Here is a 26,726-nt window from a genome sequence, read left to right on the forward strand (position 1 = left end):
ATCTAATCGCCACGCATGATGTTTATGCGCAGGACCTCGCGCTGAATCTGCTGTCGGACAGCCGCCATACGTCGGCTGCACCGGCGCACGATTCAGCTCGCAGGCCCGGCGGGCTGTCTGTTATCGGCTGCCCCGCCGGGCGTCTGCGCAGCTCATTTATCCATTCGTGAGTGAACCCTTCCTGACACTGCCTGCAGGGGTTATCCTTCACGTCACTTCACATTGCCGTCGGGCGGCCCAAAACCACTTTGAACGCACCTATCGAACCACATCGCTTCAGCCTCGAACCTATCGAGGCTCACCGCTTCGCCAATCTGTGCGGGCAATTCGACGAGCATTTGCGCTTGATCGAACAGCGCCTGGACATCGAGATCCGCAATCGCGGAGGCCAGTTCGAGATGATCGGCGAGCGCAAACAAACCACCTCGGCAGAGAACCTGCTGCGCCGGCTGTATCGGGAAACGAAAGCGACCAAACTGTCACCGGACATGGTTCATCTGTTCCTGCAGGAATCCGGCGTTGAAGAGCTGGATAACCACCCTGCTGCCGAAGTCGGCGTCGCTCTGCGTACCAAGAAAGGCATGATTCGCCCCCGTGGCTTGAATCAGCAGCGGTACGTGAAGGAAATCCTCGCCAACGACATCAACTTCGGCATCGGTCCGGCCGGTACCGGCAAGACTTATCTAGCCGTGGCCGCTGCGGTTGATGCCCTTGAGCGCGAGACCATCCGCCGCATCCTGCTGGTGCGTCCTGCCGTAGAAGCGGGCGAAAAGCTCGGCTTTCTGCCCGGCGACCTGTCCCAGAAAATCGACCCGTACCTGCGCCCGCTGTATGACGCGCTGTACGAAATGCTCGGCTTCGAATACGTCGCCAAGTTGATCGAGAAGCAGGTGATCGAAGTCGCGCCACTGGCGTACATGCGCGGTCGCACGCTTAATAACAGCTTCATCATTCTCGACGAGAGTCAGAACACCACCGTCGAGCAGATGAAAATGTTCCTGACCCGTATCGGCTTCGGCTCCACCGCCGTGATCACCGGTGACGTCACCCAGATCGACTTGCCCAAGGGCACTAAATCTGGTCTGAACCACGTCATCGACGTGCTCAAGGACGTGCCGGGCATCAGCTTCACCCACTTCAAGCCCAAGGACGTCGTGCGCCATCCGTTGGTGCAGCGCATCGTCGAAGCCTACGAGCGCTACGAGGAACGCAACGACAATCCGGCCGCTCCCCAGGGTTCACGGGACACTCGCCGCGATGCTTGAGCTGGATCTGCAACTTGCGAGTCAGGCCAGCGCCCCGAGCGAAGCCCAGCTCCGCCTCTGGTGTGAAATGGGCCTGCGCCAGCGTTCGGCTGACTCGGAACTGACCATTCGCCTCGTCGACGAAGCCGAAGGCCGAGAACTGAATAACACGTGGCGGCACAAGGATTACGCCACCAACGTGCTGTCGTTCCCAGCCGACGTCCCCGACGAGATGCTGGACATCCCGCTGCTGGGCGATCTGGTCATCTGCGTGCCGGTCGTCACCCGTGAAGCCGCTGAACAGGGCAAGTCATCGGACGCTCATTGGGCGCATCTGGTGATTCATGGCTGTCTGCATCTGTTGGGCTACGATCACATCGATGACGACGAAGCCGAAGAGATGGAAGCGCTGGAACGGGAGTTGCTTGCAGAGCTTGGCTATCCGGATCCCTACGCCGACGACGAATCCGTCGACAGTCCGCATTCCGACACACCCCATTTAGAAACATCAGCCAAGGACCACGAGTAAGGGCTATGAGCGAAGACCGATCGAGCAACGGGCAAAAGTCATGGTTGGGCAAACTGACCCAGGCATTTGCCCATGAGCCGAAAAACCGCCAGGAGCTGCTGGAGCTGCTGCGCGAAGCCCATCAGAACAAGCTGCTGGACAGTGAAGCGCTGGCCATCGTCGAAGGCGCCATTCAGGTCGCTGACCTGCAGGTCCGCGACATCATGGTGCCGCGTTCGCAGATGATCAGCATCAAGGCCAGCCAGACCCCACGCGAGTTTCTGCCTGCCGTGATCGATTCGGCGCACTCGCGCTACCCGGTCATCGGTGAAAGCCACGATGACGTGCTGGGCGTCTTGCTCGCCAAGGACCTGCTGCCGCTGATTCTCAAGGAAGACGGTGGCAGCGGCGACGTGAAAAGCCTGCTACGCCCGGCGACCTTCGTCCCTGAATCCAAGCGTCTGAACGTGCTGCTGCGGGAATTCCGCGCCAACCACAATCACATGGCCATCGTCATCGACGAATACGGCGGCGTGGCGGGTCTGGTGACCATCGAAGACGTGCTCGAACAAATCGTCGGCGACATTGAAGACGAGCATGACGTCGAGGAAGACAGCTACATCAAGCCGCTGCCCAGTGGCGACTTCCTGGTCAAGGCGCTGACCCCGATCGAGAGCTTCAACGAGTTCTTCGACAGCGGGTTCTCAGATGACGAATTCGACACCGTCGGCGGTCTGGTGATGAATGCGTTCGGGCACCTGCCCAAGCGTAATGAAATCACCGAAATCGGCGCGTACCGTTTCCGCATCCTGAATGCCGACAGCCGTCGTATTCACTTGCTGCGCCTGAGCCCGATCAACCGCACGTGATGCCCTACCCGCTTTAAGGAATGTAAATGCGCTGGATCACCCGCCCCGGCTGGCCCGGTAACCTGCTAGCCATGGTGGCCGGCGCGTTGATTACCCTGGCCCTGGCACCCTTCGATATCTGGCCACTGGCGATTGTCGCGCTGGTGGTTTTCTATCTCGGTCTGCGCGACCTTACACCCCGTCAGGCCCTCTGGCGCGGTTGGTCCTACGGATTTGGCCTGTTCGGCGGCGGCACCAGCTGGATTTACGTCAGCATCCACACCTATGGCGAGGCGCCGGTCTGGCTGGCGGCTTTCCTGATGGTGCTGTTCTGCGCGGCGGTGGCGTTTTTCTTCGCCCTGCCGGCATGGATCTGGGCCCGCTGGATCCGCCGCAACGAAGCCCCGCTGGCGGATTCACTGGCCTTCGCGGCCTTGTGGTTCGGCCAGGAAATGTTTCGCGGCTGGTTCCTCACCGGTTTCCCCTGGCTCTATTCCGGCTACAGCCAACTCGACGGTCCTCTCAAAGGGCTCGCGCCATTGGGCGGCATGTGGCTGATCTCCTTTGTGCTCGCGCTGACTGCAGCGCTGCTGTGCAATCTGCCCCGTTTGCGGACACGCGCGCCGAAATTGGCGGCAGGCATCGTGTTGCTGCTGGCGCCGTGGGTTGCCGGGCTGGCGCTGAAGCATCACGCCTGGACCGAGCCATCGGGCAAGCCGCTGACCGTGGCGGCCATGCAGGGCAACGTCGAGCAGAGCATGAAGTGGGACCCGGCGGCGCTCAACGCGCAACTCGCGCTGTACCGCGACATGACCTTCACCTCGAAAAAAGCGGACCTGATCATCTGGCCGGAAACCGCCGTGCCGGTGCTCAAGGAGTCGGTTGAAGGTTATCTGTCGGTGATGGGCAAGTTTGCGGCCGAGCGGGATTCGGCGCTGATCACCGGGGTACCGCTGCGAGAAAAAGGCACCCATGGGGAATACCGTTACTACAACGCCATTACCGTAACGGGCGAAGGCGACGGCACCTACCTCAAGCAGAAGCTGGTGCCGTTCGGTGAGTACGTGCCGTTGCAGGACCTGCTGCGTGGGCTGATTACCTTCTTCAACCTGCCGATGTCTGACTTTGCGCGCGGCCCATCCGGGCAGTCGTTGTTGCAAGCCAAGGGTTACGAGATCGCGCCGTTCATTTGTTACGAAGTGGTGTACCCGGAGTTCGCCGCCGGGCTCTCGGCGCAAAGCGATCTGCTGCTGACGGTGAGCAACGACACCTGGTTCGGCACCTCGATCGGCCCGCTGCAGCATTTGCAAATGGCGCAAATGCGCGCACTGGAAGCCGGCCGCTGGATGATCCGCGCCACCAACAACGGCGTCAGCGCGCTGATCAACCCGTTCGGCGAAATCACCACCACCGTGCCGCAGTTCGAGCGCGCCGTGATGTACGGCGAAGTCACCCCGATGCAAAACCTCACGCCCTACCTGCACTGGCGCTCATGGCCGCTGATCGTGCTGTCGCTGCTGCTGATCGGCTGGGCGTTCTTTGCAGGCAGGATGGCGAAGGCGGTTTGAGCCGGTTGCTGGCTCTCTGCAATAGAGGTCACGGCGTCCTGACACAGCGCCGTCGTGCAGCGAACGCAACCTTGTGGGAGTGAGCTTGCTCACGAAGACGGCACATCAGCCGCCGAAGATCTAGCGGCTGCCCCGGCCTCTTCGCGAGCAAGCTCGCTCCCACATGGACAGTGCCTACCGCACCGCCGTGGGTCCTCCACGACGCCAAGGTAATTCTGTCACCGGTAAAACAAGCGATAGCCCACCAGTCCCGCCGCTTCATTGATCAATTGCCCGTTCTGCCACACCGCCCTCGCCTCCGGGGTCCAGCCACCGAACGGGCGGGCGTTGTCCACGCTCAGGAATCCGACCGGCGCCGGAACCACGTCAAATCCGGCCTTCTCGAAACTCCACACCGAACGCGGCATGTGCCAGGCCTGGGTGACCACGACCACGCGCTTGATGCCCTGGGGCAACAAGATCGCGGCGGTCATGTTGGCGTTTTCCCAGGTCGTGCGGCTTTCGCCTTCCTGCCAACGGGCATTCACCCCAAAGTCATCGCGCAGGGAGTCGGCCATGATCGCCGCCTCGCTCGGTGGCTCGCCGTAATGCAGCCCGCCCGTGGTGAGGATCGGCAAACCGGACGCCTTCGACAAACGCGCGGCGTACCTCATGCGCTCCAGCGCCACGCCCGTTGGGATATCAGTGCCCCAGCTCGGGTCATTGCGTTCACGGCCAGAACCCAGAATCACGATCGCATCTGCACGTTGGGCCAGCGTGGCCCACTCGCTACGCGGCAGCGGCGGAATGCTCTCGATGCCCTTCGCCGACCACTCCACCACAATGGGCAGACTCATTGCGGTCATGCCGCCAACGCCGATGACGAACAGTACCCGCGCCAACACCGGCCGGCGATTTTTCAACCACCAGGCGAGCACCAACAACAGCAGGAAAAGGCCCGGAGGCAGTAGCAGGTTTTTGATGAAATAACGAAAGGGCATCGGGCATCTCCAAAGATGCCCGAAGCCTAGAAGCAATGACGCTAAGCAGCAATGCTCGATTGGCCGGGGTCAGCCCCCCGCAGAAGTTAACGCTTGAAATGTTTGGTGGAACTGTAGCGACTCAACTTTGCCGACACCTTGGCTCGGCGCTGCTCCTTGAGCCAGATGACATTGGCTTGAGGATGCGGCGCTCGCATCGACTCGGAAGGCTCCCGTGAGGTGCTGGAACTTCCCCTCGTGATGATTGAAGAATCTTCTTTGATAACGATTTCGGTCCTGCCCAGATAAGCCTCGATCAACTGAAACTCGGCGTGGCTCAATCCACGCAACTCAAGCTCGGCGGGGGATTCGTTTCGAAGCCGCACCGCCGTTTTTGCTGTGTCCAGAGCCAGGCCCAGACGATCGATCAAACGGTCATACACATCAGGTTGCTCTACTTCATGCTGCAGCTCTGCCATCCGCTCACCTCACTGAAGATAAACACTTACCCCCGTCAGTGAGCTTAGCGCCACTGCAAAAACCGGCGCGGTGCCGCGACCAACGGCGGATGCCGCAGATGCCGAGTCTTGAGCACGCAATCAGGGTTTCCCTCGGCTTGGTAGCCTCATGTATGCTACGGCGCTTCCTGTAAATCCACTTCCGCCCAACCGGGCATGGATGCATCGCAATGCGGACGGCCTCGTCTGGCATGCGAAGGCTTCCTGATCCGGTCACGCCGAGAAGCGGTCAAGGGTCACTCATTTCAGCCAAAAGTAGCCATGCACGAACTCTACCAGCCCCGCGAAATCGAAGCCGCCGCCCAGACCTTCTGGGACGAGCAAAAGTCTTTTGAAGTCAGTGAACAGCCAGGCAAGGACACCTTCTACTGCCTGTCGATGTTCCCTTACCCCAGCGGCAAGCTACACATGGGTCACGTGCGCAACTACACCATTGGCGACGTGATCGCCCGCTATCAGCGCATGCAAGGCAAAAACGTGCTGCAGCCGATGGGCTGGGACGCGTTCGGCATGCCGGCGGAAAACGCCGCGATGAAGAACAACGTCGCCCCTGCCAAGTGGACCTACGAAAACATCGCTTACATGAAGAACCAGCTCAAGAGCCTGGGTCTGGCGATTGACTGGTCCCGCGAAATCACCACCTGCAAACCCGATTACTACCGCTGGGAACAATGGCTGTTCACTCGCCTGTTCGAAAAAGGCGTGATCTACCGCAAGAACGGCACCGTGAACTGGGACCCGGTCGACCAAACCGTTCTGGCCAACGAGCAAGTCATCGACGGGCGCGGCTGGCGTTCGGGCGCGGTGATCGAAAAACGCGAAATTCCGATGTACTACTTCAAGATCACCGCCTACGCGGATGAGCTGCTGGAGAGCCTCGACGAGTTGCCGGGCTGGCCTGAACAGGTCAAGACCATGCAACGCAACTGGATCGGCAAATCCCGTGGCATGGAAGTGCAGTTCCCGTACGACCAGGCGTCGATCGGCGAAGCCGGCACCCTGAAAGTCTTCACCACCCGCCCCGACACCCTGATGGGCGCGACCTACGTGGCCGTTGCCGCCGAGCACCCGCTGGCGACCCTCGCTGCGCAGAATAATCCCGAGCTGCAAGCGTTCATCAACGAATGCAAAAGCGGCAGCGTCGCCGAAGCCGACGTCGCCACCCAGGAAAAGAAAGGCCTGCCGACCTCGCTGTTCGTCGAACACCCGCTGACCGGCGAGAAGCTGCCGGTGTGGGTCGCCAACTACGTGCTGATGCATTACGGCGACGGCGCGGTCATGGCCGTTCCTGCCCATGACGAACGCGATTTCGAGTTCGCGACCAAGTACAGCCTGCCGATCAAAGCCGTTGTGCGCACCAGCGCGGGCGATGAAACCCCTGCGCCCTGGCAGGACGCATACGGCGAGCACGGTCAACTGATCAACTCCGGCGAGTTCGACGGCCTGGATTTCGCGGGTGCTTTCGACGCGATGGAAGCCGCGCTGCTGAAGAAAGAACTCGGCAACTCACGCACCCAGTTCCGCCTGCGCGACTGGGGCATCAGTCGCCAGCGCTACTGGGGCTGCCCGATCCCGATCATTCACTGCGACACGTGCGGCGACGTGCCTGTCCCGGAAGATCAACTGCCGGTCAAGCTGCCTGAAGACGTGGTACCGGACGGCGCGGGCTCACCGCTGGCGCGCATGCCCGAGTTCTACGAGTGCAGCTGCCCGACGTGCGGCGCGCCGGCCAAGCGCGAAACCGACACCATGGACACCTTCGTCGAGTCCTCGTGGTACTTCGCCCGCTACGCCTCGCCTCACTACGAGGGCGGCATGGTCGACCCGAAGGCCGCGAATCACTGGCTGCCGGTTGATCAATACATCGGCGGTATCGAACACGCGATCCTGCACCTGCTGTACGCGCGCTTCTTCCACAAGCTGATGCGCGACGAAGGCCTGGTCAGTTCCAACGAGCCGTTCAAGAACCTGCTCACCCAAGGCATGGTCGTGGCCGAGACGTTCTATCGTCTGGAAGCCAACGGCGGCAAAACTTGGTTCAACCCGGCTGATGTCGAGTTCGAACGCGACAGCAAGGCCAAGATCATCGGCGCCAAACTGATTGCCGATGGCCAGCCGGTTGAAATCGGCGGCATCGAAAAGATGGCGAAATCGAAGAACAACGGCGTCGACCCTCAGTCGATGATCGACCAGTACGGCGCCGACACCTGCCGCCTGTTCATGATGTTCGCCTCGCCACCTGACATGAGCCTGGAATGGTCTGATTCCGGCGTGGAAGGCTCGCACCGCTTCCTCAAGCGCGTCTGGCGCCTGGCTCAGGCCCACGTGACGGCGGGCGCTGCAAGCGCACTCGACAAAAGCGCGCTGAACGACGACCAGAAGGCCATTCGCCGCTCGATTCACCTGGCCATCAAGCAGGCCGGTCAGGACGTTGGACAGCATCACAAATTCAACACCGCTATCGCTCAGGTGATGACGCTGATGAACGTGCTGGAAAAAGCGCCACAGGCTTCGGCTCAGGACCGCGCGCTGTTGCAGGAAGGTCTGGAGACGGTCGCGCTGTTGCTGGCGCCGATCACCCCGCACATCAGCCACGAGCTGTGGGCGGCACTGGGCCACTCCGACCCGGTCATCGACGCCGGCTGGCCTGCGGTCGATGACTCGGCACTGGTGCAGGACACGTTGCAGCTGGTGATTCAGGTCAACGGCAAACTGCGTGGTCATATCGAGATGCCGGCCAGCGCCACCCGCGAGGAAGTCGAGGCGGCCGCACGGATCAACGAAAACGTGCTGCGCTTCATCGACGGCCTGACCATCCGCAAAGTGATCGTGGTGCCGGGCAAACTGGTTAACATCGTCGCCAGCTGACGCAATCATTGGGCGCCTGTCTGCAGGCGCCGCATCAATTTCAAGAACCCGGGATGCCGGGTTCTAACGGATTCAAGGGAGCAACAAGATGATCAAACGCAATCTGCTGGTAATGGGACTCGCGGTTCTGCTGAGCGCCTGCGGTTTCCAGCTGCGCGGCACCGGCACCAACGCCCTGTCGATCAAGGAACTGGACGTGAGCGCGCGCGATGCTTACGGCGACGTCGTCACCCAGCTGCGTCAGACCCTGACCAGCAGCGGCGTGCACGTGTACACCGGCGCGCAGTACAAGCTGTTCATTGCCCGTGAAGACGAAACCCAGCGCACCGCGAGCTACGCCGGTTCCGGCCGCTCCGCCGAATACGAGCTGACCACCGTGCTGAAGTACGAAATTCACGGCAGCAAAGACGTCCTGCTGCTTGATGACTCCGTGCAGTCGCAGAAAGTCTTCGTCCATGACGGCAATAACCTGATCGGCTCTGACCAGGAAGCCGCGCAGATCCGTAAGGAAATGCAAAGCGACCTCGTGCAAAAAGTGCTGGCCCGTCTGCAGCAACTGACACCTCAGCGCCTTGACGAGCTGCAAGCCAAAGCCGACGCCGCCGCCCGCGCCCAGGCCGATGCCGAAGCCGCAGCTCAACGCATTCGCGACGAGACGCCACAGCAGTCGCCTATCGAAATCCCGTCCAAGTGACGGCATCGGGGCCGGTTCGCCGGCCCTGATCTTTTCTGACCCATGAAACTCGCCCCCGCCCAACTTTCCAAACACCTGCAAGGCACCCTTGCGCCCGTCTACATCGTCAGCGGCGATGACCCGCTGCGGTGTCAGGAGGCCTGCGACGCCATTCGTGCGGCTGCGCGCCAGCAGGGCTATGACGAACGTCAGGTGTTCAGCGCCGATTCGAGCTTCGACTGGGGCACCCTGCTCCAGGCGGGCGCGAGCATGTCGCTGTTCGCCGAGCGCCGGCTGTTGGAGTTACGCCTGCCGTCCGGTAAACCCGGCGACAAAGGCGCCGCCGCGCTGCTGGAATACTGCGGCCGTCCCGCCGAAGACACGCTGCTGCTGATCAGCCTGCCCAAGCTCGACGGCTCGGCGCAGAAAACCAAATGGGGCAAGGCGCTGGTTGAAGGGCCGCAAACCCAGTTCGTGCAGATCTGGCCGGTGGACGCCAGCCAGTTGCCGCAATGGATTCGTCAGCGCCTGTCACAAGCCGGCCTGGCAGCAACGCCGGACGCCATCGAACTGATCGCTGCGCGGGTGGAAGGCAACTTGCTGGCCGCTGCGCAGGAAATCGAAAAGCTCAAGCTGATGGCCGAGGAAGGCCAGATCACGGTCGAAACCGTGCAGGCGGCGGTGGCTGACAGCGCGCGCTTCGATGTTTTCGGTCTGACTGACGCCATCCTCAACGGCGAAGCGGCCCATGCGCTGCGAATGCTCGAAGGCCTGCGTGGCGAAGGCGTCGAACCTCCGGTCATTCTCTGGGCGCTGTCCCGCGAGCTGCGTGTGCTGGCCAATCTGGCGTTGCAGTTCAGTCAGGGCATTCCGCTGGACAAAGCCTTCAGTCAGGCGCGCCCGCCCATCTGGGACAAGCGCAAGCCGTTGATGAGCAAGGCCCTGCAACGCCACTCCGCGCGACGCTGGGGTCAGCTGTTGATGGACGCGCAACACATCGACGCGCAAATCAAAGGACAGGCCCAAGGCTCGGTCTGGAGCAGCCTGAGTCGACTGACGCTGCTGATGGCGGGACAAAGGCTGGCATTGCCGGCGGAATAATCTGTAACCTTTCGATAGCTCAGGTTAATTGGACAGCGGCGCCGAAGTGGCCGAACATCCCCGCTGCTCCACCCCACCACTTGAGCGAGAACGCCATGAGCAAAGCCAAAAAGCGGCCGAACAAGGCCAAATCCATCATCGCCCAGCCACTGTTCCGCAGCCGTCAGGAACAACCCGGCAAAGGCAAAGGCAGCTACCGCCGCGAAGCCTTCCAGTCTAAAAGCTGGGAGGCTTCTTCCGTTATGGCGGCTTGAAAACTTCAGGTTACTGACTGACGCCCCACCAACAGGGCCGGCATGTTAAGGTCTGCACCTTCCGGTTTAGCCCTGTGGACCCCAGAATGCCCCCAAGCTTTCCCCGTCGCTGGCACCTTCGCCAGTTGATCGCCGCCTCCAGCCTCTTCGCGCTGGTTGCCTGTGCCGAGCAGCCTACCGCTGCCGTTGCCACCCCTCTCCAGTCCGCGCCCGCGGCCCAAGTCGTCAAGAACCTGCCCACGCCTTCTGGCGCTGTTGCGCGACCCGACGACGGCAACTTTGAAATCCAGCCCGCAATGACCTTCAGCGAGTGGCAGAGCCAGTTCCGTGCTCTGGCGCTGAACGCGGGTGTGCGGCCCGATGTGTTCGATAGCGCGTTTGCCGGCGTCACGCCGGACATGAGCGTGGTCAAGGCCGATCGCAGTCAGCCAGAATTCAGCCGCCCGGTGTGGGAATACCTCGATGGCGCCATGTCGGCCGTACGCGTGCGCAAGGGTCAGGCCCTGCTCAACCAATACGCCGATGCGCTGAGCGCCATCGAGCAGCGTTATGGCGTTGATCGCCAGGCATTGGTCGCCGTGTGGGGCATGGAGAGCAGCTTCGGTCAGTTCCAGGGCACGCAATCGGTGATTCGCTCACTGGCGACGCTGGCCTATGAAGGCCGCCGACCGCAGTTTGCCCAGGACCAATTGATCGCCGCGCTGCAGATCATCCAGCACGGCGATATCGATGCGCCGAGCATGCTGGGCTCGTGGGCCGGCGCCATGGGCCAGACGCAGTTCATACCGACGACCTACAACACCCACGCGGTGGATTTCGACGGCGACGGTCGCCGTGACATCTGGAACTCCCCCACCGACGCCCTCGCCTCCACCGCACATTACCTGCAAAGCTCGGGCTGGCAGAAAGGCCAGCCGTGGGGCTTTGAGGTGCAACTGGCTCAGGGTTTCGACTACGCGCTGGCCGACGCTTCAACCCGTAAATCCATCAGCGAATGGCAACAGCTGGGGCTGAAGCTGCCAAACGGTTCAGCGTTGCCGGCCAATTTGCTGCAACAGCAGGCGGCCTTGCTGTTGCCCGCCGGCTACAAAGGCCCAGCCTTTCTGGTGATGGACAACTTCCGCGCCATCCTCAAGTACAACAACTCGTCGTCCTATGCACTGGCCATCGGGTTGCTGTCCGAGCGGTTCAGTGGCGGCGGTTATGTGCAGGGCAGCTGGCCGCGGGGTGATCGTCCGCTGAGCCGCTCCGAGCGTATCGAGTTGCAGACGCTGCTCTCGGCCCGACAGTACGACGCAGGCGCCCCGGACGGGATCATCGGCGCCAACACGCGTAAGGCGATTCGCAGTGCGCAGCAATCCTTTGGCTGGCCGGCGGACGGGTACCCGACGCAGGAGCTGCTGCAGCAGTTGCGCCAGCCGTAGATTCCGGCACAGCTAAACGCAACGCAAAAAAAACGGGCTGGATATTTCTATGCGGCCCGTTTTGCTTTCTGCATCAACGACGCTGTGATCAGCCCGCCGTGAGCAGCGACTTGACCAGCTTGGCTTGTTCGTCCGCGTGGTACGAGGACCGAACCAGCGGGCCAGAGGCGACGTTCTTGAAGCCCATCTTGTAACCTTCTTCGGCGAACCAGTCGAAGACGTCCGGGTGGACGAAGCGCTGGACCGGCAAATGGTTACGCGATGGTTGCAGGTACTGACCCAGGGTCAGCATGTCGATGTTGTGCTCGCGCATGCGCTGCATGACTTCGATGACTTCTTCGTCGGTCTCGCCCAGCCCCAGCATCAGCCCGGACTTGGTCGGGACGTGAGGGACCATTTCCTTGAAGCGCTTGAGCAAGGTCAGCGACCACTGGTAATCCGAACCCGGGCGCGCAGCCTTGTACAGACGCGGCACGGTTTCCAGGTTGTGGTTGAACACGTCTGGCGGCGTCGCGGCGGTGATTTCCAGCGCGATGTCCATGCGGCCACGGTAATCCGGGACCAGGGTCTCCAGCTGCACGTTTGGTGACAGCAGGCGGATCTCGCGAATGCAGTCGGCAAAGTGCTGGGCACCGCCGTCGCGCAGGTCGTCCCGGTCAACGGAAGTGATCACGACGTACTTGAGTTTCAGGTCGGCGATGGCGACGGCCAGGTTCCTCGGCTCATCGGTGTCCAGCGCTTTCGGACGGCCATGACCGACGTCGCAGAACGGGCAGCGACGGGTGCAGATGTCGCCCATGATCATGAAGGTCGCGGTGCCGCCGGAGAAGCACTCGCCCAGGTTCGGGCAAGACGCCTCTTCGCACACGCTGTGCAGCTTGTGCTTGCGCAGCAGCGCTTTGATGCGGTCGACTTCCGGCGAGACCGGGATGCGCACGCGAATCCAGTCCGGCTTCTTCGGCAGATCGACCGTCGGAATGATCTTCACCGGGATGCGCGCGACTTTTTCCGCGCCGCGCAGCTTCACGCCGGCCTCCACTTTCGGACGCGCCACACGCTCGGGCGTGGTCACGCTCACTGTCGGGATCAGGGTCTGTACGGCATTCTCTGTATTCACGACAGTGTCAGCTGCCTCATACGCAGTAGTCATATCAATCGATTCCGCCCGTTAGGGTCGTCTGCTCAGCGTAGTCGAGGTGTTTGACGAGCTGCGCACGCAGCCGGGCACTAACCTCGGCAAATTCAATCGGACCTGCCTGTTCGCGCAGCTGGGTCATCGCCAGCCCCGCATACCCGCAGGGATTAATCCGTTTAAAAGGGTCCAGATCCATATCGACGTTCAACGCAAGGCCGTGAAACGAACAGCCGTTGCGGATGCGCAGCCCCAGCGAGGCAATCTTGGCGCCGTCGACATAAACCCCCGGTGCATCGGGCTTGGCTGCGGCGTCTACGCCGTAACTGGCCAGCAGATCGATCAGGCTGCGCTCGATCCGGGTGACCAGCTCGCGAACGCCAAAGCCCAGACGGCGCACGTCCAGCAGCAAGTAAGCGACCAGTTGGCCGGGGCCATGATAAGTCACTTGGCCGCCACGATCGACCTGCACCACCGGGATATCCCCCGGCAGCAGCAAATGCTCGGGCTTGCCGGACTGGCCCTGGGTGAAGACGGGCGGATGCTGCACAAGCCAGACCTCGTCGGCGGTTTCGCGGTCGCGGCCGTCGGTGAAGCGTTTCATAGCCTGCCAGGTGGGCTCGTAGTCGGTCAGCCCGAGTTCACGAAAGCCCAGAACCGGCCCCATCACAGCACCATGTGCACGAAGCCGGTGGCCCGCAGTTCGCTGTTGATGTCGTACAGCTGGTCTTGGCCGGTGGCGATGATGTGCAGCTGAACGGTGGTGTATTTACCGTTGCTGCTCTGGCGCTCGGCCAGGGTTTTCATGTCGACGGTGGCGTGCTTCTCGAGGATCTCGATGACCCTGTCTTTAAAGCCCACACCTGTGTCGCCGATGATCTTGATGGGATAGTCGGCGCAGGGAAATTCGATTTTTGGCGCTTTTACTTCGGTATCTGTCATGGCAGTAACGGCCTCGTAAGCCGGAAAACGGACAGGCCCCCGGCGCGTTCGGCGACGGGGGCGTACGGAGCAACGGTCAGTTTTTGATCAATCGTTGATCAGTTGAACAGACCGTAGAAGAACAGGCGGATGCTATCCCACAGGCGGCGGAAGATACCACCTTCGTCGACGGCGTCCAGAGCGATCAGGTTGGCGCTGTGCACGACCTTGTCGTCCAGTTTGACTTCAACCTTGCCGATGACGTCGCCTTTGGCGATCGGTGCAACCAGTTGCGGGTTCATGGTCATGCTGGCAGCCAGCTTCTTCAGCTCGCCTTTTGGCATGGTCATGGTCAGGTCTTCAGCCAGGCCGGCTTTGACTTGACGCTCTGTGCCTTTCCAGACCGGCGCCTGAGCCAGCTCGGTGCCCTTCTGATAGAAGGTCTGGGTTTCGAAGAAGCGGAAACCGTAGGTCAGCAGCTTCTGGGTCTCGGCAGCACGAGCTTGCTCGCTGTTGGTGCCGAACACCACCGCAATCAGACGCATGCCATCACGAACGGCCGAGGACACCATGCAGTAGCCGGCTTCTTCGGTGTGACCGGTTTTCAGACCGTCGACGGTCTTGTCACGCCACAGCAGCAGGTTGCGGTTCGGCTGTTTGATGCCGTTCCAGAAAAACTCTTTCTGCGAGTAGATCGCGTAGTGAGCCGGGTCTTCGTGGATGATCGCGCGCGCCAGCAGGGCCATGTCATGGGCCGTGGCGTAGTGATCAGGGTTCGGCAGGCCGGTCGGGTTCATGAAGTGGCTGTTGACCATGCCCAGGTCGGCAGCGGTCTTGTTCATCAGGTCGGCGAAGGCGTCTTCACTGCCGGCGATGTGCTCGGAAAGCGCAACGCTGGCGTCGTTGCCCGACTGAATGATGATGCCGTGCAGCAAGTCGCTGACGGTGACCTGGCTGCCCACCTTGATGAACATCCGCGAACCGCCGGTGCGCCAGGCGTTTTCGCTGACGGTGACAGGGTCGTTTTCGCCAATCTGGCCGCGACGGATTTCCAGCGTGGCGATGTAGGCGGTCATCAGCTTGGTCAGACTGGCCGGTGGCAGGCGCTGGTCGCCATTGTTTTCGACCAGAACGTTGCCGCTGTTGGCGTCCATCAGCACATAAGCCTTGGCAGCCAGTTGCGGTGGCGATGGCGTCATCTGTTCTGCCGCAAACACGGCAGGCGCGGTGAATAGCGGGATTAGCAGGCAAAGGCGTTTTGCAAAGCTGGTGATGTTCATCCGTCTCTCGAAAATGCTAATGGGCAAACATGCCCTTGCGGGCAAAGCGGGTGCCGGGCTACCCCGGCAAACGGGCTCACATTCTACAGAACGTGCCGTGAAAAGCTGCTGACAACGACACACCCGGTCGGCACGTCGTCGGTCAGGCAGCGAAACTCGCCTCCGTTTCCGGGGCGGATATCGCTGATAAAAGCGTTACTGGTCCGACGTGACGACGCTTGGCGAGCCGAGATTGGCCGACCTTACGCTGTTTTGCAGTTGCTGGGCTTCACCCGGCGTGTCGACCGGTCCCATCCGCACGCGATAGAGCGTCTGTTGATTGCGTGCGATCGAACTCACGAACACCGGCGCCCGGACCATCCCGCTCAATTTCGACCTCAGGAGTTCCGCAGCGTCCGGGTTGGCGAAGGCTCCCACTTGGAGAAACAGCCCAGACGCTTGTCCGGAAGCGTTTTTTTTTGCGTCGATCGGCACGGGTGTGACCGGGGCGGCATGTTGCTGCGGCGGCGGCGTCCATTGTTCGATCGTACCCGCTGATGCGGTAATCAGCGGAGCGCCCGGTTGCGGCTGACGCGCCGGAGGATTGCTGCTCGCCACCTGCGGCTGATCCAGCATCAGCGGCGCCGGTTTGCCGCGCTGCGCCCAATACTGAGAAGGGTCGATGCCTTCGACTTTTACCCGCGCTGTGCCGGTCTCGGCATAACCGAGTTTCTTCGCCGCCGCGTAGGACAGGTCGATGATGCGGTCGGAATAGAACGGGCCGCGGTCGTTGACCCGCAGGATCACCGTGCGGTTGTTGTCCAGATTGGTCACGCGAACATAGCTGGGCAGCGGCAGGGTCTTGTGGGCCGCGCTCATGCCGTACAGGTCATAGACCTCGCCGTTGGCGGTGTTCTGTCCATGGAATTTGGTGCCGTACCAGGACGCCGTTCCCGTCTGGGAATAGGTCTTGGAATCGCTGAGCGGGAAATAGGTCTTGCCCAGCACGGTGTACGGGTTGGCCTTATAGGGGCCGGTGTGCAGGGTCGGAATGGCGTCGGGGATGCGCGAAACGTCAACGTCCCACCAGGGCGCGCCGTCTTTGTGCGCCCTGTTGATGTCCAGCCCGGGCTGCGAACGAATGATGTTGCCCTGCTGCCGCTGCGTCGTGGTCGTCGGGCGGCTGGTCGAGCAACTGACGATCAGCAAAGTCAGCGCCGTGAAGGCCATCAGTTTCAATGGTTGTTGCATCGGCAGTGGCCGCATTACTTGACGTCCCGGGCTTGAACAAGCATTTCAGACAGCTGATGCACGGCCATGGCGTACATCACGCTGCGGTTGTATCGCGTGATTGCGTAAAAATTCTTCAGACCCATCCAGTATTCAGGGCCTTTGTCGCCATCGAGGCGAAACGCCGTGACCGGCATGTCGTCGCGCAGCGCATCATGACTCGCCCAGCCCAACGCTCGCAACTCCCCAACGTTCTTCACCGGATCGATGCCGGGGCTCAAGCCCTCATCAACACGGTCACCTCGAACGTCCGCGCGGCTGACAACCGGCTGACCGGCCACCCAGCCGTGACGCTGGAAGTAGCTGGCCACGCTGCCGATTGCATCGTCCGGGTCGTTCCAGATATTGATGTGGCCGTCGCCGTCGAAATCCACCGCATAGGCGCGAAAGCTGCTCGGCATGAACTGAGGCAAACCCATGGCGCCGGCGTAGGAGCCCTTGAGCGTCAGCGGATCGACCTGCTGTTCACGGGACAGGAGCAGGAATTCACGGAGCTCCTTGCGGAAGAAATCAGCGCGCTGGGGATAGTCGAACGCCAGCGTCGACAATGCGTCCATCACCCGGTAATTACCGGTGTTGCGGCCGAAAAACGTCTCGACGCCGATAATCGAAACGATCACCTGAGCGGGCACGCCATACTCTTGCTGGGCGCGAGCCAGGGCGGCCTCGTGCTGACGCCAGAAGTCGACACCCCGGGCAACACGCGCGTCGGTGAGGAACATCGGGCGATAGTCCTTCCACGGTTTCACACGCTCGGCAGGCTTCGAAATGGCATCGAGAATCGCCTGCTTGCGCTGCACATCGCGGAACACATCGATCAGTTGCTCGCCCGCAAAACCGTAATCGCGGGTCATTTCGCTGACGAACTGGGCGACTTGAGGAGAGCCGTCATAGTCACCGGCAAGTGATTCCTGCACTGAGCCGAAGATGCCCATCAGACCGACCAGCGGCGCATATCGAGCAGCCCAGCCACGCACTACTTGCATTGAGTTCTTCACCTTAATCAAACCTGAGCGATCCACTTGCGATGCGTGTGGATCGACATCAAAACACCAAACGCTGACAGCAGCGTCACCAGCGAAGTTCCGCCGTAGCTAATGAAGGGCAACGGCACGCCTACGACCGGCAGCAGACCGCTGACCATACCGATATTGACGAAAACGTAAACAAAAAAGGTCATGGTCAGGCTGCCCGCGAGCAGCTTGCCGTAGAGCGTCTGCGCCTGGGCGGTGATCACCAGCCCGCGGCCGATCAGCAACAGGTAGATCAGCAGCAGCGCGCAAATCCCCACCAGCCCGAATTCTTCGCCAAGCACCGCAATGATGAAGTCGGTGTGGCTTTCCGGGAGGAAGTCCAGGTGCGACTGCGTGCCCATGAGCCAGCCTTTGCCGAACACGCCGCCCGAACCGATCGCTGCCTTGGACTGAATGATGTTCCAGCCGGTGCCGAGGGGATCGCTCTCCGGGTCGAGGAAGGTCAGGATCCGCTGCTTCTGGTAATCGTGCATGAAGAAGAACCACATGCCGACCGCCACCGGTACCGCGGCCGCCACCACGCTGATGATCCAGCGCCAGCGCAGGCCGGCCATGAACAGCACGAAGGTGCCGGACGCCAGAATCAGCAGCGAGGTGCCGAGGTCCGGCTGACGCACGATCAGAATGAACGGCAGACCAATCAACCCGAGGCTCACCGCGACGTGCTTGAGGTGCGGCGGCAGCGTGCGTTTGGACAAGTACCAGGCGATGGTCGCCGGCATGATGATCTTCATGAATTCCGAGGGCTGAAAGCGAATGACTCCGGGAATGTTGATCCAGCGCGTGGCGCCCATGGCGTTGTGGCCCATGACGTCCACCGCCACCAGCAGCAAAACGCCGATCACGTAGGCGGCCGGCACCCAGCGGGCCATGAACCTGGGTTCGAGCTGGGCGATGACGAACATCGACACCAGACCGATACCGAAGGATGTCGCCTGCTTGATCAGCAGGTCCCAGCTCTTGCCGCTGGCCGAATAAAGGACAAACAGGCTGCCCGCCGCCAGCGTCAGCAGCAGGATCAGCAATGGGCCGTCGACGTGAATTTTCTGCAGAAACGTGGCGCGACGGCGCATCACATCTTCGCTGGACAAGATGCGGTCGAAATTACTCTTCACGGGCCGCGGTCTCCGGAGGCTGTGCATTGCTGGCGTATTCGGGTTTCAGGTGGCCCTGTGGATCAAGCAGCCAGGCGTCCATGACCTGCCGCACGACGGGCGCGGCAACGCCCGACCCGGACTCGCCGTTTTCGATCATCACCGCGACGACAATCTTCGGGCTGTCGGCCGGCGCGAAGCCGACAAACAAAGCGTGGTCGCGGTGGCGTTCCTGGACTTTCGAGCGGTCGTATTTCTCGCCCTGCCGAATGGCCACGACCTGAGCCGTACCACTCTTGCCGGCGATTCGGTATTGGGCACCGATGGCGGCTTTGCGCGCGGTACCGCGAGCGCCGTGCATCACTTGCTGCATGCCGTGGTTGACCTTGGCCCAGTCCGACGGATCACGCAGGACGATGTCCGGCATCGGGTTCTCGTCCACCGGCTTCTGCCCTTCGACGGTTTTTGCCAAGTGCGGACGGTTCCACTTGCCCTTGTTCGCCACTAAGGCGGTGGCCTGGGCCAACTGCAACGGCGTGGCCTGCATGTAGCCCTGGCCGATCCCCAAAATGAGTGTTTCGCCCGGGAACCACGCCTGCCGCCGGGTCACGCGCTTCCAGTCACGGGACGGCATCAGGCCGGGGGATTCTTCGAACATGTCCAACGACACCTTCTGGCCGATGCCGAACTTGTTCAGGTACGCCGACAGCCGATCGATCCCGACCTTGTGGGCCAGATCGTAAAAGTAGGTGTCGTTGGAGCGCATGATCGCCGTGTCCAGATCCACCCAGCCATCGCCGGTGCGGTTCCAGTTACGGTATTTGTGATCGTAGTTCGGCAGCATGTAGTAGCCGGGGTCGAAAACCCGCGTGCTGGCCGTGACCACGCCGGTGTCGAGACCGGCAATCGCCACCGCCGGCTTGATGGTCGAACCCGGCGGGTACAGGCCCCGCAGAATGCGGTTGAACAGCGGTCGGTCGACCGAATCGCGCAGCTCGGAATAGGCCTTGAAGCTGATGCCAGTGACGAACAGGTTCGGGTCGAAGCTCGGCTGACTGACCATCGCCAGCACCTCACCCGTGTTCGGGTCCAGCGCCACCACCGCGCCGCGACGCCCGGCCAGGGCGGCTTCGGCGGCTTCCTGCAACTGGATGTCGAGACTCAGGACGATGTCCTTGCCGGGCACCGGATCGGTCCGTTTGAGCACGCGCAGTACGCGGCCGCGGGCATTGGTTTCGACTTCTTCGTAACCGACCTGACCGTGCAGCTCGGGCTCGTAGAAACGCTCGATCCCGGTTTTGCCCATGTGGTGGGTGCCGCTGTAGTTCACGGGATCGAGGCTTTTCAGCTCTTTCTCGTTGATCCGGCCCATGTAACCCACCGAGTGGGCGAAGTGCTCGCCCTGTGGGTAGTGGCGAACCAGCTGCGCCACCACTTCAACCCCCGGCAGGCGGAACTGGTTAACGGCGATACGGGCGATCTGCTCTTCAGTGAGTTCGAACAGGATGGGCACCGGCTCAAACGGCCGGCGACCCTGCTTCATGCGCTTTTCGAAGATGATCCGGTCGTCAGGCGTCAACTCAAGGACATGGACGATGGTGTCCAGCACCTGGGTCCAGTCACCCGAGCGTTCGCGGGTCATGCTCAGGCTGAAACTGGGCCGGTTGTCGGCAATGACCACACCGTTACGGTCGTAGATCAGCCCGCGGCTCGGCGGGATCGGCTGCACGTGAACGCGATTGTTCTCGGACAGCGTCGAGTGGTACTCGTACTGGATGACCTGCAGGAAATACAGCCGCGCGACCAGCACGCAGATCAGCACGACGACCGCGACTGCGCCGACCACGACTCGGCTGCGCACCAGGCGTGCGTCCTTTTCGTGGTCTTTCAGGCGAATCGGCTGAGACATTTAGGGCAGGTTCACAGTGAAGGCAGCGGCGCTACTTGTGATAAGGGTGACCGGACAGCACGGTCCAGGCACGATAAATCTGCTCACCGATGAGAATGCGCACCAGCGGGTGCGGCAACGTCAGCGGCGACAACGACCAACGCTGCTCGGCCCGTGCACAGACTTCCGGCGCCAGCCCTTCCGGACCGCCGACCATCAGGTTGACCGTGCGCGAATCCAGACGCCAGCGATCGAGCTCGCCCGCCAGTTGCTCGGTGCTCCATGGCTTGCCATGCACTTCAAGCGTGACGATCCGCTCGCCCGGCTGCACTTTCGCCAGCATGGCCTCGCCTTCCTGACGGATGAGGCGTGCCACGTCGGCGTTCTTGCCACGGGTGTTGAGCGGGATTTCCACCAGCTCCAGCGCCAGTTCGGATGGCAGACGCTTGGCATATTCATGCCAACCCTCTTCCACCCACTTGGGCATGCGGGAACCAACGGCGATCAGACGCAAACGCACAACGAAGCCTTAGGCCTGGTCTTTGTTCAGCTTGTCAAAATGCACGTGAGCGTTTTCCGGGCTGTGGTGTGCAGCGCTGGCCGAACGGCTCTGCTCGGCACCGGCCCACAGACGCTCGAGGTCGTAAAACTGGCGAGCGGAGGCGGTCATCATGTGGACGATGGCGATGTCCAGGTCCAGCAGCACCCAGTCGCTGTCGCCCTTGCCTTCTTCGCCCAGCGGCTTGAGGCCCTGTTTTTTGACTTCTTCACGGACCTTGTCGAGCATCGCGTTGATCTGGCGATTGGAAGTACCGGTCGCGATGACCATGTAGTCGGTGATGCTTTGTTTGTCACGAACGTCCAGCACCTGGATATCCTGGGCCTTGACGTCGTCCAGGGCAGCCCTGATCACTTCGATGATTGGGTTTACAGCGCGTTTGTCAGTCATAAAAAACTCTTTCAACTCGTATGTTTGGGCGTTTCTTCGCGCACTTGGCTGCGTAGCAACACACCTTCAGTTCGACGCACGGTACAGCCCGTGCGTATCGATATAGGCCAGTACCGCGTCTGGCACCAGAAAACGTACCGACTTACCGCTGGCCAGCAGTTGACGGATCTGGGTGGCAGACACCGAAAGCGGCGTCTGCCAGACGAACGTAATCTTTCCGCCGGGCCCTTTGAGGGCCTTCGGATCACTGACGGCACGTCCCGCGAGCAGATTTCGCATCGCATCCGGGGACTCGCTGTCGGCGTCCGGGCGTTGCAGCACCACGATATGGCAGCGCTCCAGCAACTCTTCCCACCGATGCCAGGAAGGCAGCCCGCAAAAGGCGTCCCAACCCAGCAATAAAAATAGCTGGTCATCGGCGGCGAGTTCCGCGCGCATCGATTCCAGCGTGTCGATCGTGTACGACGGCTTGTCGCGCAACAGCTCGCGATCATCCACCGTCAATGGCGGCACACCGGCCACCGCGCACTGGACCATCGCCAGACGGTCCTGGGCCGAAACGCTCGGCGTGTCGCGATGAGGCGGTCGGGCACTGGGCGTCAGACGCAGCTCATCGAGTTTCAGCAGCTCGGCGACTTCCAGCGCGCCACGCAAATGGCCAATGTGCACCGGGTCGAACGTGCCGCCGAGTATGCCGATGCGCTGGGGCATCCGTGCAGTGTTCAGCGGAACCGCAATCGGATCGGCCACTGCCTGGGCGCCGCTCACTGAAGCCTGACCGACGTCGGCCAAGTCAGACCGGCCCCTGCCCGCGCAATTGTGTGCCATCGCCGACGACGATGTATTTCTCGCAGGTCAGGCCTTCGAGCCCCACGGGACCCCGCGCGTGAATCTTGTCGGTGGAGATGCCGATTTCCGCACCCAGGCCGTATTCGAAACCGTCGGCAAAGCTGGTGGGCGCGTTGACCATCACTGAACTCGAGTCGACTTCAGCCATAAAGCGGCGAGTCTGGGCTTGCGAGTCGGAGATGATGGCGTCGCTGTGATGCGAGCCGTAGTGATTGATGTGTTCGATGGCCTGATCCAGACCGGTCACGACGCGGATCGAGAGGATCGGCGCCAGGTACTCGGTGTGCCAGTCTTCTTCAGTAGCCGGCAAAACGTCGATCAGGTCGCGGGTGCGCTCGCAGCCGCGCAGCTCGACGCCTTTTTCGCGGAACTGGGCGGCCATGGGCGGCAGGAAGTCTGCGGCGATGGTTTGATCGACCAGCAGGGTTTCCATCGCGCCGCAGATGCCATACCGGTAGGTCTTGGCGTTGAAGCTGATGCGTTGGGCGGCGGCCAGGTCGGCGTGGGCACTGACGTAGACGTGGCAGATGCCGTCCAGGTGTTTGATGACCGGGACTTTGGCGTCGCGGCTGACGCGTTCGATCAGGCCTTTGCCGCCGCGCGGGACGATGACGTCCACGTACTCGGGCATGGTGATCAACGCACCCACGGCGGCGCGGTCGGTGGTTTCGACAACCTGTACGACGGCGGCAGGCAAGCCGGCTTCGTCGAGGCCACGCTGGATGCAGGCGGCGATGGCGCGGTTGGAATTGATGGCTTCGGAACCGCCACGGAGGATGGTGGCGTTACCGGATTTGAGACAGAGGCTGGCGGCGTCGATGGTTACGTTGGGGCGCGACTCGTAGATGATGCCGACGACGCCCAGTGGCACGCGCATTTTGCCGACTTGTATGCCGGACGGCTGGAAGTTCATGTCGCGCAGGGTGCCGATGGGGTCTGGCAAGCTGGCGACCTGACGCAGGCCGGCGATCATGCTGTCGATGCGGGCCGGGGTCAGGGAGAGGCGTTCGAGCAGAGCGGGTTCGAGTCCATTGGCGCGGCCGGCAGCGAGGTCTTGTTCGTTGGCGGCGGTCAGCTCGGCACGGGAAGCGTCCAGCGCGGCAGCGGTGGCTGCGAGGGCGCGGTTCTTCTGTGCGGTGCTGGCACGGCCGATCACGCGGGAGGCTTCGCGGGCGGCGCGACCCAGGCGGGTCATGTAGTCAAGAACGGACTCAGTCATGGTCTCGGGGGTCTTGGCAAATGGGAAAGCGGCGGATTATAGCTGTCGGGCGTGCTGAACGACAGCGGCGACGGGCGGATGGTCAGAATAAGGGGGTTTTGTTGTTCTCAATGCGGGGGTTTGGTTGCTCCTTCGTCGCAATACCCTCACTCCGTTCCCGCTGCGTGGGCCCTGCGCTCAGCCTGCACCCAAGTCGCGTTTGGCGGTGTCTGGAATTTTTGCGTACGAAGATCAAGATCAAAAGCGCGTTTGGGCAGATCAAGGGCTTCCCGGCTAAAGCCGGTCCCACTATGTGAACACGGTGCTTTAGTGGGACCGGCTTCAGCCGGGAAGGCGCCCGTGTGGGCAATGGGATTTTTGATCTGCTCCCCGGTGCGTGCCTAGCCATTCAGCTCCAATTAAGGCCGATGTTGATATGATCGCGGTCCATTCTCTGACTGCCGTTGTTTATGCCTGACCAATCGCCACGCGCCCTGCCGGACAGTTTTTTTCATCGCGATGCTCAGACGCTTGCCCGGGATTTGCTGGGCAAGGTGATCCGCCACAAGGTCGACGGGTTGTGGTTGTCGGCGCGGATTATTGAGACGGAGGCGTATTACGTGGCCGAGAAAGGCAGTCATGCGTCCCTCGGTTACACAGAAAAACGTAAGGCTTTGTTTCTGGAAGGCGGGCACATTTATATGTATTACGCCCGTGGCGGTGACTCGTTGAACTTCAGCGCGGAAGGTCCGGGCAATGCCGTGTTGATCAAATCGGCTTATCCCTGGGTCGACGCGGTGTCCGATGAGAACGCCCTCGCCCGCATGCTGCTCAATAATCCCGACGCCAGCGGCAACGTGCGCACGCCAGAGCGGCTGTGCGCCGGGCAGACGCTGCTGTGCAAAGCGCTGGGCCTGAAAGTGCCGATGTGGGACGCCCAGCGCTTCGATGAAGAACGGCTTTTCGTCGAGGACGTGGGCCAGCGACCGCCGCGCATTATCCAAACGACACGCCTCGGCATCCCCGCCGGACGCGACGAGCACCTGATGTACCGGTTCGTTGACGCCGCCTATGCCCGCTTCTGCACACGGAACCCGGTCAGACGCGGGCAAGTCGAAGGACGCGACTATATTTTCATCGAGCAAGGAAACTGAACCCATGGGCGCGTGGCTCGACAGCATCACCTCCTGGCTAAGCGCCAACCCCTCCTGGCTCGGCGCGGCGATTTTCATCGTTGCGTTCATCGAGTGCCTGGCGATTGCCGGCATCGTCGTCCCCGGGACCGTTGTGCTGTTCGCGATCGCCGCACTGGCCGGCAGCGGCATACTCCCGTTGAGTGAAGCGCTGTTGCTGGGGTTCCTCGGCGGGATATTGGGCGATCTGGTCTCGTACTTCCTCGGCCGGCGCTTTCATCAGAAGATTCGTCAATTGCCCGGCCTGCGCAATCATCCGGAATGGATCGGCGGCGCCGAGACCTACTTCCAGCGCTACGGCATCGCCAGCCTGCTGGTCGGCCGCTTCATCGGCCCGCTGCGCCCGATGCTGCCGATGGTGGCCGGGATGTGCGACATGCCGTTCGTGCGCTTTGCCGGTGTGAGCTTGATTGCCGCTGCCGGCTGGTCTGTGGCCTACATACTGCCGGGCTGGGCGACCGGTGCGGCCATCCGCCTGCCGCTGCCGGAAAACTTCTGGCCCCAGGCTGCCGTGGTGGGCGGCGGGCTGGCGCTTCTGCTGGGCATCAGCGTGCAGAGCAGCCTTCGGCAAAAGCCCTACGCGACCAAGGTCATCGCCCTGACCTGCTTCGTGCTGCTGGGAAGTGTTTTTCTGGGCTGGCCATACCTGGCCGATTTCGATCAGGGCATCATGACCGTGGTCCAGACCAGTCGGAGCGCTGCGGCCGAAAACTTCGTGGTGATGGTGACGGGCCTGGGGGATTTCCGCACTCAGTTCTGCGCCGCCGCCCTGCTGACGATCCTGCTGGTCGTCACGCGGCAATGGCGCCATGCGATCTTCGCGGTCGGCACCACCCTGGGCGCGGCGCTGATCAACCAGAGCATGAAATACACCTTCGCCCGCGCCCGGCCTGACGTACTGACGGAGGCCCTGGGGACCTACAGCATGCCGAGCGGACATGCATCGGCCTCGTTTGCGCTGTTCATGACGCTGGCGGTGCTTGCCGGTCGCGGTCAGCCGGTGCGGCTGCGCCTGACGTGGCTGCTATTGGGCGGCATTCCGGCGCTGGCGATCGCAATGTCACGGGTCTATCTGGGTGTGCATTGGCCAACGGATGTCACGGCGGGGATGCTGCTGGCGTTTTTCACCTGCGCGGCGAGCCTTGCGTTCGTGCAGAACAAAAAGCCGTTGGAGGCCCTGCCGATTAAAGTCTGGTGGCTGGTGCTACCGGCAATGGTGGCGCTTTTCGGCGGGTTCGGCCTGCACTCGTTCCCCCACGGTTTGATCCGCTACCAGTACTGAAACAGCTCAGGCGCGGCCTGCCGGAAGAACGATCCGGTCCGCGCCGCGCAAAACAACAGCATTCAGGCCTGCATGTCGCCCTGCATTTCGTCGAGCAGGTCCTGAATCGCATCGAGCCGTTGTTCGGCGTCTTCGATTTCCAGCAGCTCGATCTTGTCTTCTTCGGCGAAGGGCAGCAGGTAGGCCAGTTGATTGGCCAATGAATGCTGACCGCTGGCGGTGAGGCCCATGTTCAGCGCGGCCACCATCGGGTGCTCGGCCAGCGCGGCGAGTAACGCGACCAAATCGTCGTCCTCCTCTTGCAGCGGCTGTTCCTCGGGATCGTCGAGCCATTCGACCTCGCCGATCAGCAGGTTGTCGCGCTGGGTGCTGTAGTCCTTCACCCGAAAGCGTCGAGCACCCACTACCCGAATGCCGAGCAGGCCGTTGTCCTGCTTCTGGAAATCGGTGACCCGCGCTTCGCAGCCGATCATCGAGAAACCGTCCGGCACGTCGCCCGTCTCACTGCCTTCAGTGATGCAAACGACGCCAAAGCCTTCGCCCTGCTTCATGCAGCGGCTAATCATGTCGAGGTAGCGCGCCTCGAATAGCTGCAGATCGAGCACGCACCCCGGGAACAGCACGGCGTTCAGTGGAAACAGCGGCAGCGTAAACAACGGCAACGACATAAAC

26 protein-coding genes are annotated in these 26,726 nt (G+C 61.8%); 11 read left to right on the forward strand and 15 right to left on the reverse strand.

Annotated elements, in window-relative coordinates; genetic code table 11:
* Nucleotides 1-248: 248 nt before the first annotated feature.
* Genes AC07VF_RS15040 through lnt form a run of 4 tightly spaced genes read left to right on the forward strand, consistent with a single transcriptional unit; the run spans nt 249 to nt 4,168 of the window.
* The gene (locus AC07VF_RS15040) at nt 249-1,265 is read left to right on the forward strand and encodes a PhoH family protein (RefSeq protein ID WP_495009187.1); all 1,017 of its coding nucleotides are present in this window, start codon (nt 249-251) and stop codon (nt 1,263-1,265) included.
* Nucleotides 1,258-1,773, forward strand: a complete 516-nt coding sequence (gene ybeY, locus AC07VF_RS15045) for an rRNA maturation RNase YbeY (RefSeq protein WP_495009186.1) — start codon at nt 1,258-1,260, stop codon at nt 1,771-1,773. Before AC07VF_RS15040 ends, ybeY begins: the two co-directional genes overlap by 8 nt.
* 5 nt (nt 1,774-1,778) lie before the next feature.
* Nucleotides 1,779-2,621 carry a CorC family transporter gene (locus AC07VF_RS15050; protein WP_065988361.1) on the forward strand — a complete coding sequence of 281 codons (843 nt, stop codon included), beginning with the start codon at nt 1,779-1,781 and terminating at the stop codon, nt 2,619-2,621.
* Nucleotides 2,622-2,647: 26 nt separating this feature from the next.
* Nucleotides 2,648-4,168 carry an apolipoprotein N-acyltransferase gene (gene lnt / locus AC07VF_RS15055; protein ID WP_495009185.1) on the forward strand — a complete coding sequence of 507 codons (1,521 nt, stop codon included), beginning with the start codon at nt 2,648-2,650 and terminating at the stop codon, nt 4,166-4,168.
* 218 nt (nt 4,169-4,386) lie between these two features.
* On the opposite strand, the gene AC07VF_RS15060 is transcribed toward lnt, so the two are convergent.
* Entirely contained in the window at nt 4,387-5,148 is a 762-nt protein-coding gene (locus AC07VF_RS15060; RefSeq protein ID WP_346631218.1) for a YdcF family protein, read from the reverse strand.
* Nucleotides 5,149-5,234: 86 nt separating this feature from the next.
* Nucleotides 5,235-5,606 carry a hypothetical protein gene (locus AC07VF_RS15065; protein ID WP_346631217.1) on the reverse strand — a complete coding sequence of 124 codons (372 nt, stop codon included), beginning with the start codon at nt 5,604-5,606 and terminating at the stop codon, nt 5,235-5,237.
* A 300-nt stretch (nt 5,607-5,906) separates the two neighbouring features.
* Between AC07VF_RS15065 and leuS the strand changes: the two genes are divergently transcribed.
* From leuS to AC07VF_RS15090, 5 genes are all read left to right on the forward strand, one after another.
* Complete coding sequence (gene leuS / locus AC07VF_RS15070; protein WP_495009184.1) at nt 5,907-8,513, forward strand: leucine--tRNA ligase; 2,607 nt, start codon at nt 5,907-5,909, stop codon at nt 8,511-8,513.
* 88 nt (nt 8,514-8,601) lie between these two features.
* On the forward strand, nt 8,602-9,207 hold the full coding sequence (locus tag AC07VF_RS15075; protein ID WP_346627664.1) for an LPS-assembly lipoprotein LptE: 606 nt from the start codon (nt 8,602-8,604) through the stop codon (nt 9,205-9,207).
* A gap of 42 nt (nt 9,208-9,249) precedes the next feature.
* Entirely contained in the window at nt 9,250-10,287 is a 1,038-nt protein-coding gene (gene holA, locus AC07VF_RS15080) for a DNA polymerase III subunit delta (protein WP_495009183.1), read from the forward strand.
* Nucleotides 10,288-10,382: 95 nt separating this feature from the next.
* Nucleotides 10,383-10,541, forward strand: a complete 159-nt coding sequence (arfA, locus tag AC07VF_RS15085; protein WP_037017982.1) for an alternative ribosome rescue factor ArfA — start codon at nt 10,383-10,385, stop codon at nt 10,539-10,541.
* A gap of 86 nt (nt 10,542-10,627) precedes the next feature.
* Nucleotides 10,628-11,965 carry a lytic murein transglycosylase gene (locus tag AC07VF_RS15090; RefSeq protein ID WP_495009182.1) on the forward strand — a complete coding sequence of 446 codons (1,338 nt, stop codon included), beginning with the start codon at nt 10,628-10,630 and terminating at the stop codon, nt 11,963-11,965.
* A gap of 88 nt (nt 11,966-12,053) precedes the next feature.
* Here AC07VF_RS15090 and lipA read toward each other — a convergent pair whose 3' ends face one another.
* The 12 genes from lipA to AC07VF_RS15150 all read right to left on the reverse strand — a co-directional run bounded on the left by lipA (nt 12,054) and on the right by AC07VF_RS15150 (nt 23,600).
* A complete protein-coding gene (gene lipA / locus AC07VF_RS15095) occupies nt 12,054-13,043 on the reverse strand; it encodes a lipoyl synthase (protein WP_442969436.1) in 990 nt (329 codons plus the stop codon).
* A gap of 73 nt (nt 13,044-13,116) precedes the next feature.
* Nucleotides 13,117-13,764, reverse strand: a complete 648-nt coding sequence (lipB, locus tag AC07VF_RS15100) for a lipoyl(octanoyl) transferase LipB (RefSeq protein ID WP_192173758.1) — start codon at nt 13,762-13,764, stop codon at nt 13,117-13,119.
* Complete coding sequence (locus AC07VF_RS15105) at nt 13,764-14,039, reverse strand: DUF493 domain-containing protein (protein ID WP_074892711.1); 276 nt, start codon at nt 14,037-14,039, stop codon at nt 13,764-13,766. Before AC07VF_RS15105 ends, lipB begins: the two co-directional genes overlap by 1 nt.
* Before the next feature lie 98 nt (nt 14,040-14,137).
* A complete protein-coding gene (locus AC07VF_RS15110; RefSeq protein WP_282367192.1) occupies nt 14,138-15,298 on the reverse strand; it encodes a D-alanyl-D-alanine carboxypeptidase family protein in 1,161 nt (386 codons plus the stop codon).
* A 195-nt stretch (nt 15,299-15,493) separates the two neighbouring features.
* The gene (locus AC07VF_RS15115; RefSeq protein ID WP_495009181.1) at nt 15,494-16,543 is read right to left on the reverse strand and encodes a septal ring lytic transglycosylase RlpA family protein; all 1,050 of its coding nucleotides are present in this window, start codon (nt 16,541-16,543) and stop codon (nt 15,494-15,496) included.
* The gene (mltB, locus tag AC07VF_RS15120; RefSeq protein WP_282367188.1) at nt 16,543-17,553 is read right to left on the reverse strand and encodes a lytic murein transglycosylase B; all 1,011 of its coding nucleotides are present in this window, start codon (nt 17,551-17,553) and stop codon (nt 16,543-16,545) included. Before mltB ends, AC07VF_RS15115 begins: the two co-directional genes overlap by 1 nt.
* A 17-nt stretch (nt 17,554-17,570) precedes the next feature.
* Nucleotides 17,571-18,674, reverse strand: a complete 1,104-nt coding sequence (gene rodA / locus AC07VF_RS15125; RefSeq protein ID WP_163022102.1) for a rod shape-determining protein RodA — start codon at nt 18,672-18,674, stop codon at nt 17,571-17,573.
* Nucleotides 18,675-18,705: 31 nt separating this feature from the next.
* Nucleotides 18,706-20,604 (reverse strand): penicillin-binding protein 2, encoded by a 1,899-nt coding sequence (gene mrdA / locus AC07VF_RS15130; protein WP_495009180.1) that lies wholly within the window; start codon nt 20,602-20,604, stop codon nt 18,706-18,708.
* Between the two features lie 31 nt (nt 20,605-20,635).
* A complete protein-coding gene (gene rlmH / locus AC07VF_RS15135) occupies nt 20,636-21,103 on the reverse strand; it encodes a 23S rRNA (pseudouridine(1915)-N(3))-methyltransferase RlmH (RefSeq protein WP_037017961.1) in 468 nt (155 codons plus the stop codon).
* 9 nt (nt 21,104-21,112) lie between these two features.
* Nucleotides 21,113-21,532, reverse strand: a complete 420-nt coding sequence (gene rsfS, locus AC07VF_RS15140; protein WP_192173763.1) for a ribosome silencing factor — start codon at nt 21,530-21,532, stop codon at nt 21,113-21,115.
* Nucleotides 21,533-21,598: 66 nt separating this feature from the next.
* A complete protein-coding gene (gene nadD / locus AC07VF_RS15145; protein ID WP_495009220.1) occupies nt 21,599-22,243 on the reverse strand; it encodes a nicotinate-nucleotide adenylyltransferase in 645 nt (214 codons plus the stop codon).
* An 82-nt stretch (nt 22,244-22,325) separates the two neighbouring features.
* On the reverse strand, nt 22,326-23,600 hold the full coding sequence (locus AC07VF_RS15150) for a glutamate-5-semialdehyde dehydrogenase (protein WP_346631210.1): 1,275 nt from the start codon (nt 23,598-23,600) through the stop codon (nt 22,326-22,328).
* A 449-nt stretch (nt 23,601-24,049) separates the two neighbouring features.
* On the opposite strand from AC07VF_RS15150, the gene AC07VF_RS15155 reads away from it, so the two are divergent.
* Nucleotides 24,050-24,733 carry a DNA-3-methyladenine glycosylase gene (locus AC07VF_RS15155; protein WP_192173765.1) on the forward strand — a complete coding sequence of 228 codons (684 nt, stop codon included), beginning with the start codon at nt 24,050-24,052 and terminating at the stop codon, nt 24,731-24,733.
* Nucleotides 24,734-24,737: 4 nt separating this feature from the next.
* Nucleotides 24,738-26,054, forward strand: coding sequence for a bifunctional DedA family/phosphatase PAP2 family protein (locus tag AC07VF_RS15160; protein ID WP_495009179.1), 1,317 nt, complete (start codon nt 24,738-24,740; stop codon nt 26,052-26,054).
* Nucleotides 26,055-26,116: 62 nt separating this feature from the next.
* Here the strand turns inward: AC07VF_RS15160 and AC07VF_RS15165 are convergent, their stop codons facing one another.
* On the reverse strand, nt 26,117-26,722 hold the full coding sequence (locus AC07VF_RS15165) for an LON peptidase substrate-binding domain-containing protein (RefSeq protein ID WP_192173767.1): 606 nt from the start codon (nt 26,720-26,722) through the stop codon (nt 26,117-26,119).
* Between the last annotated feature and the right edge of the window lie 4 nt (nt 26,723-26,726).

The sequence above is a fragment of the Pseudomonas sp. GW821-FHT02H06 genome (assembly GCF_059421525.1).